The sequence below is a fragment of the Pseudogulbenkiania sp. AW2-16 genome (genome assembly GCF_056824575.1).
In genome coordinates, this window is record NZ_CP157668.1 from 1,776,680 (window position 1) to 1,791,594 (window position 14,915).

The 14,915-nt window shown below is 67.7% G+C and carries 13 protein-coding genes and 1 pseudogene; 8 read left to right on the forward strand and 6 right to left on the reverse strand.

The annotated features are described in order from the left end of the window. Nucleotides 1–128: 128 nt before the first annotated feature. From ABKF58_RS08610 to ABKF58_RS08620, 3 genes are all read left to right on the forward strand, one after another. Nucleotides 129–1,889, forward strand: coding sequence for a PQQ-dependent methanol/ethanol family dehydrogenase (locus tag ABKF58_RS08610; RefSeq protein ID WP_482584137.1), 1,761 nt, complete (start codon nucleotides 129–131; stop codon nucleotides 1,887–1,889). 51 nt (nucleotides 1,890–1,940) lie between these two features. Then, on the forward strand, nucleotides 1,941–2,261 hold the full coding sequence (locus ABKF58_RS08615; protein ID WP_482584138.1) for a c-type cytochrome: 321 nt from the start codon (nucleotides 1,941–1,943) through the stop codon (nucleotides 2,259–2,261). A 106-nt stretch (nucleotides 2,262–2,367) separates the two neighbouring features. Next, nucleotides 2,368–3,021, forward strand: a complete 654-nt coding sequence (locus ABKF58_RS08620; RefSeq protein WP_008952548.1) for a response regulator transcription factor — start codon at nucleotides 2,368–2,370, stop codon at nucleotides 3,019–3,021. A 207-nt stretch (nucleotides 3,022–3,228) separates the two neighbouring features. Here ABKF58_RS08620 and ABKF58_RS08625 read toward each other — a convergent pair whose 3' ends face one another. Further along, nucleotides 3,229–4,359: a methyl-accepting chemotaxis protein gene (locus tag ABKF58_RS08625; protein ID WP_482584139.1), complete on the reverse strand. Its 1,131-nt coding sequence runs from the start codon at nucleotides 4,357–4,359 to the stop codon at nucleotides 3,229–3,231. Between the two features lie 176 nt (nucleotides 4,360–4,535). Continuing rightward, nucleotides 4,536–4,817, reverse strand: a pseudogene (locus ABKF58_RS08630) (PAS domain-containing protein); the annotation flags it as partial. A 310-nt stretch (nucleotides 4,818–5,127) separates the two neighbouring features. On the opposite strand from ABKF58_RS08630, the gene mltA reads away from it, so the two are divergent. Genes mltA through ABKF58_RS08645 form a run of 3 tightly spaced genes read left to right on the forward strand, consistent with a single transcriptional unit; the run spans nucleotide 5,128 to nucleotide 10,619 of the window. Next, on the forward strand, nucleotides 5,128–6,375 hold the full coding sequence (mltA, locus tag ABKF58_RS08635; protein ID WP_482584140.1) for a murein transglycosylase A: 1,248 nt from the start codon (nucleotides 5,128–5,130) through the stop codon (nucleotides 6,373–6,375). A 13-nt stretch (nucleotides 6,376–6,388) separates the two neighbouring features. Then, complete coding sequence (locus tag ABKF58_RS08640; RefSeq protein WP_482584141.1) at nucleotides 6,389–7,486, forward strand: efflux RND transporter periplasmic adaptor subunit; 1,098 nt, start codon at nucleotides 6,389–6,391, stop codon at nucleotides 7,484–7,486. A gap of 10 nt (nucleotides 7,487–7,496) precedes the next feature. Next, nucleotides 7,497–10,619 carry an efflux RND transporter permease subunit gene (locus ABKF58_RS08645; RefSeq protein ID WP_482584142.1) on the forward strand — a complete coding sequence of 1,041 codons (3,123 nt, stop codon included), beginning with the start codon at nucleotides 7,497–7,499 and terminating at the stop codon, nucleotides 10,617–10,619. Nucleotides 10,620–10,678: 59 nt separating this feature from the next. Here ABKF58_RS08645 and ABKF58_RS08650 read toward each other — a convergent pair whose 3' ends face one another. Continuing rightward, nucleotides 10,679–11,353 carry an outer membrane beta-barrel protein gene (locus ABKF58_RS08650; protein WP_482584143.1) on the reverse strand — a complete coding sequence of 225 codons (675 nt, stop codon included), beginning with the start codon at nucleotides 11,351–11,353 and terminating at the stop codon, nucleotides 10,679–10,681. A gap of 415 nt (nucleotides 11,354–11,768) precedes the next feature. On the opposite strand from ABKF58_RS08650, the gene ABKF58_RS08655 reads away from it, so the two are divergent. Continuing rightward, nucleotides 11,769–12,356 carry an RBBP9/YdeN family alpha/beta hydrolase gene (locus ABKF58_RS08655; RefSeq protein WP_482584144.1) on the forward strand — a complete coding sequence of 196 codons (588 nt, stop codon included), beginning with the start codon at nucleotides 11,769–11,771 and terminating at the stop codon, nucleotides 12,354–12,356. Between the two features lie 45 nt (nucleotides 12,357–12,401). Here ABKF58_RS08655 and ABKF58_RS08660 read toward each other — a convergent pair whose 3' ends face one another. Together ABKF58_RS08660 and ABKF58_RS08665 are read right to left on the reverse strand one after the other, a co-directional pair. Next, a complete protein-coding gene (locus tag ABKF58_RS08660; RefSeq protein ID WP_482584145.1) occupies nucleotides 12,402–13,112 on the reverse strand; it encodes an alanyl-tRNA editing protein in 711 nt (236 codons plus the stop codon). Between the two features lie 93 nt (nucleotides 13,113–13,205). Then, on the reverse strand, nucleotides 13,206–13,841 hold the full coding sequence (locus tag ABKF58_RS08665) for a LysE family translocator (protein WP_482584146.1): 636 nt from the start codon (nucleotides 13,839–13,841) through the stop codon (nucleotides 13,206–13,208). Nucleotides 13,842–13,975: 134 nt separating this feature from the next. On the opposite strand from ABKF58_RS08665, the gene ABKF58_RS08670 reads away from it, so the two are divergent. After that, the gene (locus ABKF58_RS08670; protein WP_008952557.1) at nucleotides 13,976–14,431 is read left to right on the forward strand and encodes an Lrp/AsnC family transcriptional regulator; all 456 of its coding nucleotides are present in this window, start codon (nucleotides 13,976–13,978) and stop codon (nucleotides 14,429–14,431) included. Nucleotides 14,432–14,479: 48 nt separating this feature from the next. Here ABKF58_RS08670 and ABKF58_RS08675 read toward each other — a convergent pair whose 3' ends face one another. Next, complete coding sequence (locus tag ABKF58_RS08675; protein ID WP_482584147.1) at nucleotides 14,480–14,887, reverse strand: DUF2799 domain-containing protein; 408 nt, start codon at nucleotides 14,885–14,887, stop codon at nucleotides 14,480–14,482. Between the last annotated feature and the right edge of the window lie 28 nt (nucleotides 14,888–14,915).

Sequence of the window (14,915 nt, forward strand, 5' to 3'; positions counted from 1 at the left end):
CCCCGGGGGCGTTTCTGCGACTTAAGTCGAATTGGCGATTAGGGAGGTGCTGCCGAGAATTCAGGGGGACCGGAGCGCTTTCAGACCCGGCAACCACTACAAAATCGGAGAGCCAGATGAGAAACAGCATGCCGACGCGCACGTGGCGTCTGACCACCCTTTCCACCTTGCTGGCTTCGGCCATGCTGGCGCCGCTCGCCACGGCCGCTGTCAGCGACAAGGACATCCTCAACGACAGCAAGACCACGCAGGACGTGGTGTCCTATGGCATGGGCCCGCAGGCGCAGCGCTTCAGTCCGCTCACCCAGATCAACGCCAAGACGGTGAAGAAGCTGGTGCCGGCCTGGAGCTTTTCCTTCGGCGGCGAGAAGCAGCGCGGCCAGGAAGCCCAGCCGCTGGTGTACGACGGCGTGATCTATACCACCGCCTCGTATTCCCGCGCCTATGCCGTCGATGCCCGTACCGGCAAGAAACTGTGGGAATACAACGCCCGCCTGCCGGACGGCATCATGCCGTGCTGTGACGTCATCAACCGCGGCATGGCCATCTACGGCGACCTGGTGTACTTCGGCACGCTGGATGCGCGCCTGGTGGCGCTGGACCGCCACACCGGCAAGGTGGTGTGGACCAAGAAAGTCGGCGAATACAAGGAAGGCTATTCTTACACCGCCGCGCCGATGGTCGTGAAGGGCAAGCTCATCACCGGCGTCTCCGGCGGCGAATTCGGCATCGTCGGCAAGGTCGAGGCGCGCGATGCGCTGACCGGCGAGCTGGTGTGGTCGCGTCCGGTGATCGAAGGCCACATGGGCACGCTCAACGGCAAGGAGAGCACCATGACCGGCAAGCTCAACGCCACCTGGGAAGGCGACCAGTGGAAGCAGGGCGGCGGCGCCACCTGGCTTGGCGGCACCTACGATCCGGAAACCGACACCATCTTCATGGGCACCGGCAACCCGGCGCCGTGGAACTCGTGGACGCGCAAGGGCGACAACCTCTACACCGCCTCCACCCTGGCGCTCAACCCGGACACCGGCGAGATCAAGTGGCACCTGCAGACCACCCCGCACGACGGCTGGGACTTCGACGGCGTGAACGAATTCATCCCGTTCGACCTGAAGAAGGACGGCAAGGTGATCAAGGCCGGCGCCAAGGCCGACCGCAACGGCTTCTTCTTCGTGGCCGACCGTACCAACGGCGACCTCTTGGGTGCCTATCCGTTCGTCTCCAAGATCACCTGGGCCAAGGGCTTCGACCTGAAGACCAAGCGGCCGATCTACAACGACGAAGGCCGTCCGGGCAACCCGTTCGACCCCGCTTCGCAGGGCGCCGACGGCAAGGGCAAGCCGGTGTTCTCCGCGCCGTCCTTCCTGGGCGGCAAGAACTGGATGCCGATGGCCTACAGCCCGAAGACCGAGATGTTCTACGTGCCCAGCAACGAGTGGGGCATGGACATCTGGAACGAACCGATCACCTACAAGAAGGGCGCGGCCTACCTCGGCGCCGGCTTCACCATCAAGCCGCTCTATGAAGACCACATCGGCGTGCTGCGCGCCATGGATCCCAAGACCGGCAAGATCAAGTGGGAATACAAGAACCCGGCTCCGCTGTGGGGCGGCGTGATGACCACCGCCGGCAACCTGGTGTTCACCGGCACGCCGGAAGGCTTCCTCAAGGCGTTCGATGCACAAACCGGCAAGGAGCTGTGGAAGTTCCAGACCGGCTCCGGCATCGTCGGCAGCCCGATCACCTGGGAAATGGACGGCCAGCAGTACGTCGCCGTCGTCTCCGGCTGGGGTGGCGCGGTACCGCTGTGGGGCGGCGAAGTGGCCAAGAAGATCAATACCATCACCCAGGGCGGCAGCCTGTGGGTCTTCAAGCTGAGCCAGTAATCGAGTAGTCGCCGGCGGCGCGCCCTGGCGTGCCGCCGGCAGGAGAGAATCATGTTGAAAGCATTGCATATCGTCGTGGCGGGCCTGGTCCTGTTGCCCGCTCTGGCCTCGGCCGAGCCCTCCGCCGGGGAATCGCTGGCCAAGAAAAGTGGCTGCTTCGCCTGTCACAGCATCCAGCGAAAAGTGATCGGTCCTGCTTACAAGGACGTGGCCGAGCGTTATGATGGCGAGAAGGGCGCAGCCGACAAGCTGGCCCTCAAGGTCAAGGAAGGGGGCAGCGGTGTCTGGGGCAGCGCCGGCATGCCACCGCAAGCCCAGCTCAAAGATGAGGATATCCATCACATCGTCGAATGGATTCTGAGTCTGAAATGATTCCGAGCCGGCTGGGCATCACGCCCCGCCGGTTTGTTTTCGAGCCCGTCGCCACGCCGCGCGCCGCCCCCGCGCGGAAGGCCGAGGGCTCCAGGAGCCGTTCAAGATGGAAGCCACGGTGCTGATTGCGGACGACCATCCGCTGTTTCGCGAGGCCATGCGACTGGTGGTGTCGTCCGCGTTGGGCGAGGGCAGCGAGATCGTCGAGTGCGAGTCGCTCGACGCGGCACTCGACGCGGTGCGCCGCAACCCGGCCATCGAGCTGGCGATGATCGACATCAACATGCCGGGCATGGACGGCCTGGCCGGGCTCGCCCGGCTGCGCCAGCAGGCGCCGACGCTGCCGGTGATCGTGGTCTCGGCCGACGAGCGCCACAGCACCGTGGAGGCGGCGATGTCGGTGGGCGCCTCCGGCTTCATTCCCAAGTCCTTCTCGCGCGACAGCATGACCGAGGCGGTAAACGCGGTGCTGGGCGGCGACATCTACCTGCCGCCGTCGCTGGCCGACCGCGACACCGGGGTGCCCGGCAGCAGTCCCGAACAGTTGCAGGACCTGGCCAGCCGCCTCGCGCTGCTGACCAAGCAGGAGCGCTGCGTGCTCGACTACATCGTCGGCGGCAAGTCGAACAAGGTGGTGGCGATCGAACTCAACATCGCCGAGAGCACCGTCAAGGCCCACGTCTCGGCCATCCTGCGCAAGCTCAAGGTCTCCAGCCGCACCCAGGCGGTGATCAAGGTCGGCGCCTTGCTGCGCATGTGACGCGTCGCGCCGGCACCGTTCTGGCCGGTGCCATTCCCTTGGAACCCGTTCCCGATCTTGCTGCGCAGCCTGATCAGGGCTCATGTGCCCTGCGTGCAGAGATTCGCTCCGCGATCGGGAATCCTCATGCGCTCCCCAGTCCATGAGGGTCCCTGCGCTGCTCTTCACCCCGCTGAGGGTTGCTCGCGACAGATCGCGAGCAGGTTCTTAGAGCGACTTCTCGAAATGCGCCACCAGGCTCTTCAGTGCCTTGGTGGTGTCAAACAGCTTGCCCACCGCGTCCGCCGCCTGTTCCACGCTGTGCGCGTTGCTTTCGGTGATGGCGCTGACTTTCTCCATGTTGTGCGCCACCTCGTTGGAGGCCTGCGACTGCTGGTTCAGCATCGCCGCGATGTCGCGGGCGCTGTCGGCGACCCCGAGGCTGGCCTGCTCGATCTGGCCCAGGCTGGCCGAGGTCTCGCCGATCAGCGCGCTGGCCTGGCCGGTGACCTGGCTGGCGCTATCGATCGAGGACAGGGCGCCGTGGGCGTGCAGTTGCACCTGACCGATCGAGGCGCTGATCTCGGCGGTGCTGTTGCTGGTGCGTTCGGCCAACTTTCTGACCTCGTCCGCCACCACGGCGAAGCCGCGTCCCTGCTCGCCGGCCCGCGCCGCCTCGATCGCCGCGTTGAGTGCCAGCATATTGGTCTGGTCGGCGACGTCCCGGATCAGCTCGGTGACCGAGCCGATGCGCGCCACGGCCTCGTGCAGGGTGGCGATGGTGTCGCGTGCCTGGGCGATGACGCCGCGCAGGTCGTCGGTGCGTTGCAGCGAGTGCTGCATGCGCTCGTTGCCCGCCTGGACCAACTGGCGCGCGGTGGCGGCGTGCTCGGAGCCGAGGCGGGTGGAGTCGGCGATCTCGTTGACCGAGACGGTGAGCTGCTCCAGCGCGGCGGCCACCTGGGCGATGTCGTTGCTCTCGTCCTTGGCGCGCGCGCGTAGCGTCTCGGCCTGCTCGCCGATGCGCTGGGCGTCCTGGCCGATACGCTCGGTGGCCGACACCACGTCGGCGAGGATGGCGCGCAGGTTGATGCGGGTGGTTTCCAGACGCTGCAGCAGCATGGCGCACTCGCGCGGCCCCTGCTCGGCGATCGGGGCCTTGAAGTTGCCTTCGCCGAAATCGGTCAGCGCCGCGTCGGCGCGCCGCAGCGTGGCGCGTACCCGTTGCTGCAGCAGCAGCGTCGCCGTGCCGCTGGCCAGCAGCACCAGCAACAGCCCGCCCTCGCGCAGCAGGGGGAGGCGGGCGAGGCGCAGGCCGCGCCCAGCAGCACCGTCGCGGCGAGGATCGCCAGCTGCCATGTCAGCCAGGAGGCATGGTGCTGGCGCCGGGTGGCCGGAAAGGTGGCGCGGCCGGCGTTGATCTCGCGGTACAGCCGCTCGGCTTCGTTCACCTTGTCGCGTGCCGGGGCCGCGCGCACCGACATGTAGCCGACGTGCCGGCCGTGCTCGGTGAGCGGGGTGACGTAGGCATCGACCCAGTAGAAGCCGCCGCCCTCGGCGCGGTTCTTCACCAGACCCTGCCAGGGATGGCCGTCCTTGATGGTGTCCCACAGGTCCTGGAACGCCGCCGGCGGCATGTCGGGGTGGCGCACCACGTTGTGCGGCTGGCCGATCAGCTCCGCCTCGGCAAAGCCGCTGATCTCGACAAAGGCAGGGTTGGCGTAGGTGATGCGGCCCTTGAGATCGGTCTTGGTGACGATCGGCCGGCGCGGGTCGAGAAACAACTCCTGCTCGGTGACCGGAAGGTTCTTGCGCATGCTGCCCCCTTGGATGGAAGGAATGGCGGCCGGAGGACCGGCGCCATGGCAAACGAATTATTCTTATGGCATTGGATGGATACTTCTAACATCTGTTCTAGCTGAAGTTATCCGTACTGCAAGCCGTGTTTTGGCGCGCCGGACGACGCTCGGCCAGCGGCCTGAACTCGCCGCCCCCGCCGCGTGTCTACCCTCCCTCCTGCTCATGGCGCCCCGGGACGGTTACAATCGGGGTCGACGTGTTCCCTTTATTACGAGCCGCCCGCCCCGGCTAAGGTGGTGGTCGGCCGGCATTCATCGAGTCGCAAGCGTGATTTCCAGAAAACTCAGTCTGTTGTTGCCGGTACTGCTGCTGGCGGCGTGCGCCGTGGCGCCGCGCCCGGCGGATACCTCGGTTCGTTTCGAAACGGCCAGCGTGGCCGAACTACCGCAGTGGCAGCAGCAAGCCGCGGCCGAGTCGCTGACGGCGTTGCAGCAAAGCTGCAAGGCGGTGGCGAAAAAGCCGGAATGGAGCGGCGTGTGCCGTACCGCCGCCGCCGTTCCGGCCAACGACGCCGCCGCCGTGCGCCGTTTCTTCGAGACCCATTTCCAGGCCTGGAAGCTGCGCGACGGCGAGCGCGACAGCGGGCTCATCACCGGCTACTACGAGCCGCTGCTCAACGGCAGCCGCGTCAAGACGGCGCGTACCCCGTACCCGCTGTACGGCGTGCCGGCCGATCTCTTGACGCTGGACGTGCCGCCCGCCGAGCGCGCCAAGAGCGTGCTGGTGGCGCGGCGCGGGCCGGGCAACAAGCTGACGCTGCGTGCCGGCGCGACCGTGGCCGGTCCCGGCGAGGTGGAGGTGCGGCCGGCCGACTTCCCCAGCGACGGCCGTACCAACAAGCTGCGCGGCCGCCTCGAGGGCCAGCGCCTGCGGCCCTACTACACCCGCGCCGAGATCGAGCAGGGCCAGGGCGTCGCCAGCGCCCCGGTGCTGGCCTGGGTGGAAAACCCGGTCGAGCTGTTCTTCCTGCAGGTGCAGGGCTCGGGGCGCATCCAGCTCGAGGATGGCAGCTTCCTGCGCGTCGGCTACGCCGAGCAGAACGGCTACGCCTACCAGTCGATCGGCCGCTGGCTGGTGGACCGCGGCGAGCTGACGCTGGCCGACGCCTCGATGCAGGGCATCCAGGACTGGATCAAGGCGCATCCGGGGCGCCAGCAGGAGCTGTTCAACGTCAACCCGAGCTACGTGTTCTTCAAGCCGCTGGCGCACGCCGACGGCGGGCCGCTCGGCACCCTGGGCGTGCCGCTCACCGACGGCTACAGCATCGCCGTCGACCCGCGCTACATCCCGCTCGGCGCACCGGTCTACCTGTCCACCACTTGGCCGCTGTCGAACCAGCCGCTGGTGCGGCTGGTGCACGCGCAGGACACCGGCGGGGCGATCCGCGGGGCGATCCGCGCCGACTTCTTCTGGGGCTTCGGCACCGAGGCCGGCATGTACGCCGGGCGCATGAAACAGCCGGGCAGCCTGTGGATCCTGCTGCCCAAGGGCATGAAGCCGAGCCAGGCCATCTGATCCGGACCCGACCATGAAACCAACCCCGTTCCTCCTCATCCTGTCCTTGCTGGCGCTGACCGCCTGCAACGAGTCCTCGTCCTCCGCCGCCAAGGAGGAGGGGACCAAGGCGCCGCCGGCACGCGAACTGGCCGCGGGCGACGTGCTGGTCGCCAAGGTGGCACCGCTGGCCGACTCCCTGGCCTTCACCGGCACCCTCAACGCGCTCGACAGCAGCACCGTCGCCGCCGAGGTGGAGGCGGTGGTGCGCGAGGTGGCGGTGCGCGAGGGCGAACGGGTGCGGCGCGGCCAGTTGCTGGCGCGGCTCGACAACGAGACCCTGGCGCAGAGCGTGGCCGAGCAGGAGGCGCAACTCGCCAACAGCCGGGCACGGCTGGGCTTGGCGCGCGTCAAGCGCGACAAGCAGCGCGAGCTGTACGACCGGGGCTTCATCTCGCGCCCGGCGTTCGAGGAAGTGGAGAGCGATTTCCAGGTGCGCGTCGGCGAGCTGAAAGCCCAGGAGGCGCAGCTGGCGCGCGCGCGCAAATCGCTGGGCGATACCCGCCTCAGCGCACCGATCGACGGCGTGGTGTACCAGCGCGCCATCAACCCGGGGGAGCTGGCGCAGCGCAATACGCCGCTGTTCCGCATCGCCGACCTGTCGGTGCTGGAACTGGCGGCCAGCGTGCCGGCGCGGCTGGTCGGCAAGCTGCACGTCGGCCAGCATGCCCGTTTCAGCATCGAAGGGTTGGCCGAAGAATTCGACGCCGAATTGGTGCGGCTCAACCCGGTCGCGGCGGGCGGTACGCGCAGCTTCACCGTCTACCTGCGCGTGGCCAACCGCGACGGCCGGCTCAGCGCCGGCCAGTTCGCCAAGGGCGGCATCGTGCTCAACGAGGTCGCGGACGCCGTCAGCCTGCCGCTGGCGGCGCTGCACGACCTGGGCGGCAAGCCCTGGGTGCTGCTGCTGGAGCACGGTCGCATCGTCAAGCGCCCGGTCAGCGTGCGCTTGCTGGCCGAGGGCGCCGGGCGCGTCGCCGTCACCGGCGTCAAGCCGGGCGAGACGCTGTTGGCCGCCAACCTGCTGGGCGTCAATCCGGGCGATGCGGTGACGCTCGCCGGCGCACGCTGAGGACGCCGCCATGTGGTTGACCCGCGTCAGTATCCGCAACCCCTACTTCGCCACGGTGCTGATGCTGGCACTGCTGGTACTGGGACTGTTCGCCGCCTGGCGTCTGCCGGTGGAGGAGTTTCCCGACATCCGCTTTCCGGTGGCGGTGGTCAGCACCACCTACAGCGGCGCCTCGCCGGAGGTGGTGGAGAGCGAGGTGAGCCGGCCGCTGGAAGAGGCGATCAACACCATCAGCGGCATCAAGCACATCCGCTCCTATTCCTTCGAAGGCAGCTCCACCATCGTGGTCGAGTTCGAGCTCTCCACCGATCCCAACGTCGCGGTGCAGGACGTGCGTGACCGTGTGGGCTCGGTGCAGGGGCGTTTCCGGCGCGAAATCTCCACGCCGACGGTGTCGCAGTTCAACCCCAACGACCAGCCCCTGCTGTCGATCACGCTGAGCTCGCCCGAGGTCAGCCCGCGCACCCTGACCACCTGGGTCGACAACGTGCTGAAGAAGCGGCTGCAGACCGTGTCCGGCGTCGGCGAGGCCAAGCTGGTGGGCGGCGCCAAGCGCGAACTGCGCATCGACCTCGACCCCTACCGGCTCGAGGCAGCCGGGCTGTCGCTGCCCGAGGTGGCGGCGGTGCTGCGCCAGGCCAACCAGGACTACCCGGCCGGCGACGTCGGCACCAGCAGCCGCGAGCTGTCGGTGCGGGTGGCCGGCAAGCTCAAGTCGCCGGCCGACTTCGCCGCGCTACCGCTGGCCTGGAAGAACGGCAACCCGGTGCGGCTCGCCGACGTGGCCGAGGTCAGCGATGCCGAGGCCGAACCCTCCAGCGTGTCGCTGATCGACGGCAAGCCCGCGGTCGGGCTGGAAATCCGCGCCGCGCGCGGCGCCAACGTGGTCGAGGTGGCGGACGGCGTGAAGCGGGTCATTGCCGCCGAGCGCGGCCAGATGCCGCCGGGCACGGCGGTCACCTACACCTACGACAAGTCGCAAGACGTCAAGAATTCGCTGGCCGACGTGCGCGCCACGCTGATCGAGGGTGCGGCGCTGACGGTGCTGATCGTGTTCCTGTTCCTCGGCAGCTGGCGCAGTACGGTGATCACCGGGCTGACCCTGCCGGTGTCGCTGATCGGCACGCTGTTCGCGGTGCAGGCGCTGGGCTTCACCCTCAACCTGATGACGCTGATGGCGCTGTCGCTGTCGATCGGGCTGTTGATCGACGACGCCATCGTGGTGCGCGAGAACATCGTGCGCCACGCCAACATGGGCAAGGGCCATTTCCAGGCGGCGCTGCAGGGCACCGAGGAGATCGGCCTGGCGGTGCTCGCCACCACGCTGACCGTGGTGGCGGTGTTCCTGCCGGTCGGCTTCATGGGCGGCATCATCGGCAAGTTCTTCCACGAATTCGGCCTTACCGTGACCGTGGCGGTGCTGATCTCGATGCTGGTCAGCTTCACCCTCGACCCGATGCTGTCCTCGCTCTGGCACGACCCACACCACCACTGCGACCGCCACAAGGGCCCGCTCGGGCGCCTGCTCGACGGTTTCGAGAACTCGCTCGACAGGTTGGCCGAAGGCTACGTCGGCGTGATCCGCTGGGCGCTGGGCCACCGCAAGACGGTGCTGGCGGCGGCGCTGGCGCTCACCGTCGGCAGCTTCGCGCTGGTGCCGGTGATCGGCGGCGAATTCCTGCCGCGCGAGGACAAGGGCGAGTTCGCGCTGAGCTTCAAGACCGCCCCCGGCTCCTCGCTGGCCTACACCGAGGGCAAGGCGCGCGAACTGGAGCGCACGCTGCGCCGCCTGCCCGAGGTGAGGTCGGTCAACATCACCGTCGGCGGCGGCCGCTTCGGGGCCAGCAAGAACGAGGGGCGGCTTATCGTCAACGTCGGCAGCAAGAAGCAGCGCCAGCGCGACCTGTTCGCGTTGATGGACGCGGCGCGGCGCGAGAGCGGCCGGCTCGCCGGGGTGCAGATCCTGTCGATCGAGGAACTGGGCAAGAAGGGCGGTGGCGGCAAGCCGGTCAACATCGGCCTGCGCGGCAGCGACCTCGCCCAGCTGGAGCAGGCCGCGGCCGACCTGCAACGCCGGCTCGTCGCCATTCCCGGCGTCAGCGACATCGAGTCCAGCCTGAGCGAGGCCGACCCGGCGCTCAACGTCGAAGTACGGCGCGACGCCGCCGCCAGCCTCGGCATCGACCTCGCCGCCGTCGGCGAGAGCCTGTCCACGCTCTTGGCCGGCAACGTCGTCACCACCTGGGAGGCGCCGGACGGCGAGAATTACGACGTGCGCCTGCAGGTGCCCAAGGAGCAGCGCCGCGAGGGCCTGCTCGACGTGCTGACCGTGGCCGGCCCCGCCGATGCCCAGGGCCACAAGCCGATGGTGCCGCTCTCCACCGTCTCCGCCACCCGCAACGCCGAGAGCCCGCGCCAGATCGACCGCGTCGACCTGCTGCGCGAGGTGACGCTGACCGCCAACGTGTCCGGCCGCGACACCGGCTCGGTGTTCGCCGACATCGGCAAGCTCACGGCGTCGCTCAAGCCGCCGCCGGGGGTGACGCTGGCGCAGCAGGGCGAGCGCCAGGACATGCAGGAATCGCTGGGCTTCGCGGTGCAGGCGCTGGCGATGGGGGTGATCTTCATCTACATGATCCTGGTGGCGCAGTTCCGCAGCTTCACGCTGCCGCTGTCGATCATGGTGGCGCTGCCGCTGGCCTTCGTCGGCGTGTTCCTGGGCCTGCTCGCCTTCGGCTCCACACTCAACATGTTCTCGGTGATCGGCATCGTGATGCTGATGGGGCTGGCCGCCAAGAACGGCATTCTGCTGGTCGACTTCATCAACCAGTCGCGCCGCGAGGGCATGACGCGCGAGGACGCCATCGTCGAGGCCGGACGGGTGCGGCTGCGCCCGATCATGATGACCAGCCTGGCGATGATCTGCGGCATGCTGCCCCTGGCGCTGGGCGCGGGCGAGGGCTCGGAGTCGCGCGCGCCGATGGCGCACGCCATTATCGGTGGCATGGTGACCTCGACGCTGCTGACGCTGCTGGTGCTGCCGGTGGTGTACACCTACCTCGACGGCCTGCGCGAGCGGGTGCGGCGGCTTATGGGCGGCAAGCGCGGCGGGAAGGTGGAGCGGGTGTCGTAACGCAGGGCATGGGCGTAAAAAGGCCGGGCTAAGCCCGGCCTTTTTACGCCCGAGGGGGCTCAATAGAAGCGGTAGGTCAGCCCGAGCGACAGCAGGTCAACATCGGATTGGCCGGTCTTGTCGGAGTCGCCAACCTTGTGGAAGCGCTCCCATTCCGCGCGCAGCGCCAATTCCTTGGTGAAGGCGTAGTTCACCCCGAGACCATAGGTCAGATCGCTGTTACGCGCGCTGTCGCTGGCCGAACGACCTCCTGCCGAGGCCGAGATTTCGGTCTTCAGGCTGTAGACGCCGAGCTTGCCGAATGCCGAGAACTGTTCGGTGATCGGCAGGATGCCGACCGCGTCGATGAACAGCCCATCCTTTACCTTCACGCTGGCGTCGACCGAAGTCGGGGTAATGGGGGAGCCATCGACCGCCGTCACCGTGGTGTGGGCATTGAAGCGGCCGAGGTCCAGATAACCGCCTTCCACCGCGAAATAGCGGTTGAACTGGTAGCCGGCGAACAGCTTCCAGCCCGTGTCGGTGTCGTCCACCGAGGTGCCGCTTGCCGTCAGTCCGCCTTGGGCGAGGGTGGAGTCAAAATCACTGGCGCTGAAGTCCTGGGCTTTCGATTGCCCGACGCTGATCCCCCCATACCATCCTGTTGCTGCCGCATCCGCGGCATGTGCCGCCGGTACCGACAGCAGCGTAATCCCCAGTAAAGAGAAGGCCGGGATAAGGTTTTTCGGCTTCATGGTTATCTCTTTCGTTCAACTTGGTTAGCGATGACGTGGTGGCGCTGTGGGCTACGGATGGGGGGTGGGCGCGCAACACCCTCTGTAAGTTAGACGATTATGCTTAAAAATCACTTCGGTTTTTCTTTAAACTGATTTTTCCCTGAATGGCATCGTGCAAGATGGCGGCTTTCCTGCACCGTCGGGGTTTTGCCGGAAGTTTCGCTGTGTGCCGCAGACGCTTTCCGGCGCAGAGTTATGCCCAATGTGTTGTTGGAGCCACCGGGGGCGATGGCCCGTCGGCCTGCCGGCAGGAGTGGAGCTGGCTGGATGTTTAAATTTCTATTTGTTATTAAAAAACAAATATTCATTATTTTTAGAAATATAGAAGCTGCGATATAGTCGCCTCATCGCCTTTCCTCCCCGGGGTCGCACCATGCGCCACGACTACGTCGACTTCGACTTCATCATCCAGCCCGGCTGGAACAACTCCGCTCCCGAGCACTGGCAAAGCCACTGGCAGCACAGCCTCGGCGCGCGCCGCGTCGACAATGAGGAGTGGAACACGCCGCGGCTGGAAGACTGGCTGGACGGGCTCGACCGCGCCGTCGAGGCGAGCCGCCGCCCGGTGGTGGTGATCGCGCACAGCCTGGGCTGCGTCACCGTGGCCCACTACGCCCGGCGCCACCCGCACAAGCTGGCGGGCGCGTTGCTGGTGGCCCCGGCGGACGTCGAACGCGCCAGCGCACCGCCGGCACTGCTACCATTTGCGCCCTTGCCCGCGGCGGCGCTGCCGTTCCCGGCGCGCATCGTCGCCAGCGACAGCGATCCGTTCTGCCTGCCGTTGCGTTCGGCACGCCTCGCCAGCCTGTGGCAGGCGCCGCTGGTGTGGCTGCGCCATGGCGGCCACATCAACGTGGCGTCCGGCCATCACCAGTGGGAGGAGGGGCTGGCCGAGCTCGACGCCTTGCTGGATGCCGTGAGTGCCCGGCAGGGCGGCGGGGCTCAACAGCGGCAGGCCTGAGCCGGGAGGGCGCCGTCTGGCCGCCCTCGCGGCGGGCTGGGTGCTTCACTCCGCCAGCGCCACCACCACACGCTTGTTGCGTGCCCCCTTGCTCTCGATCTTCTTGATCACGACCGGGCCGATCTCGCCGGTGCGGGCCACGTGGGTGCCGCCACACGGTTGCAGGTCGACGCCATCGACCTCGATCAGGCGGATCTCCGGCAGTTCCAGCGGGGGCGTGACCGACATGGTCTTGATCAGCTCCGGCTGCGCCTTGAGCGCCTCGCCCGAGGTCATCACCACCTTCACCGCACGGTCCTCGGCGATCAGCCGGTTCAGCTCGCGTTCGATCTCGTCACGATCCAGCACCATGCCTTCCGGCAGGTCGAAGTCGAGCCTGCCCGACTCGGTGGTCAGGTTGCCGCCGGTGACACCGGCCTTGATCACCACCGACAGCAGGTGCAGGCAGGTATGCACGCGCATGTGGCGGTGGCGCCGTGCCCAGTCCAGCTCCAGCGTCACTTGGGTGCCTTCGGCCAACCTTGGGGCATCGGCCGCCACCAGGTGCACGATGTCGCGCGTGGCCTTGTCGCGGCGTGTGTCCAGCACCGTCAGCACCTTCCCGTCCGCCGTGCTCAGCGTGGCGCAGTCGCCCGGCTGGCCGCCGCCCAGCGGGTAGCACAGTGTCTCTTCCAGCACCACGCCATGTTCGTCGTGGCGGCGCACCCGGGTCTCCAGCCGGGTCTGGTATGGATCGCGGTAGAAGGCTTCCTGCATGATCTCTCCTGAATGCGGGTGATGAACCCTACAGAGTGGGGACGCGGCCTCCACTTGGCAAGGCACAGTGGCGCCCGCTGTCAGGCATACAGTTCAGCGCAACCCGCCCAGCCAGCGCAGCAGCTGCCACGCCGCCATGCCGAGCAGCAAGACCCCGGCCAGCCGGCTGATCAAGCGCCGCTGCGGCGTGCCGAGCCGCTCTCCGAGCCGCCCCGTGACCAGGGCCAGTAGCCCCCACCACAGTGCCGAGCCGGTAAAGACCCCGGCGATCATGCTCCAGGCGTCTGTCGCCGACAGCGCGCTGCGGCTTGCCGCCAGCGCCGCGAACACCCCGCTGAAGGCGACGATGGTCATCGGGTTGGCTAGCGTCAGCGCGAAGGTGGAGAGGAACAGCCGTGGCAGCCGCCCTCCCGGCAGCGCGGCGGCGCTGGTGGCAGCCGCTCCGCTTTGCAAGGTGCGCCAGCCGAGCCAGCCCAGGAACACCGCGCCGGGCAGGCTCAGCCACTGCTGCAGACCGTTCAGATAAGCCGACAGCACAGCGAGGCCGAAGGCGCCCAGCGCACCGTACAGCCCGTCGGCGCAGGCCGCGCCCAGCCCGCTGACGAAGCCCGCCAGCCGACCGTGCTGCAAGGTGCGCTGGATGCACAGCAGGCCGATCGGCCCCACCGGTGCGGCAATCGCCAGCCCCATCAGCACCGCCTTGGCGGCCAAGCCCCAACTGCTCTCCATGGATGTCTCCTCCCGAGTTTCTGATACGCCCCAGTGTGCCCGCGGCAGCGCCGCGCTAACATGGCGAAACACAGGAAGTTAGCAATGGCTGCCTGAAAAAATAAGGCTAAAATGAAAAGGGGGAGAAAATCGTCATGGAACTGGACCGGAAAAACTGGGCCATCCTAGAGGCCCTGCAGCAGGATGCCCGACTCACCCTGACCGAGCTGGCGCGCCGCGTCGCGCTGTCGGTGCCGGCGGTCACCGAACGCGTCAAGCGCCTGGAAGAGGCCGGCGTGATCACCGGCTACCACGCCGACGTGGCGCCGCAGCAGGTCGGTTACGGACTCTCCGCGCTGATCGGCATCAACTGCGCCCAACCCTACAAGAACCGCCTGCTCGACACGCTGCGCGCCGCACCGGAGGTGCTGGAATGCTGCCACGTCACCGGCAGCGACTCCTACATCATCAAGGTGGTGACGCGCGACACCCGCCACCTCGAGGCCTTCATCGGCCGCATCAACCACTTCGGCGAGACGCGCACCTCGATCGTGCTGTCGGTGCCGATCCCGCCGCGCGCGATCCAGCCCTGCACACCGGATGGCACCTGAGCCGGGGGCGGCGCGTCACGGGCATGGCGCCAGGCCGATGCGCGGGTCTCACCAGCGCGGATGGCGGTGCCAGGGGAAGCCCGGCCAGAAATCGTCGCGGTAATCCAGGCGGTACTCCAGGTAGGCCGGGTAGTAGCGCTTGAGGAAGGCGGCTTCCAGCTCCGCCGGGCAGACATTCTCGTAGCGCTCGCCGCGGCGGCCGACGCGCTCGCCGTTGTCCGGCGTGCAGTACTCGCGCAAGCCTTGCTCGCGGGCCGCCAGGTAGGCACGGTGGTCGATGCCGAGGCCGAAGCGGGCGCAGGCCTCGACGTGCTTGTCCAGCCGCCACAGTCCGTAGCCCTGGCGGCCGTCTTCCCGTCCCAGCCCGGAGGCGGGTTTGCTGCGGCATTCCTGCTCGTTGAGCGTGGCGCAACCGGCGAGCAGGACCGTCAGCGCAAGCAACAGGTAACGGGGCATCGCTTTCTCCAGAATCCGGGAACCGTGG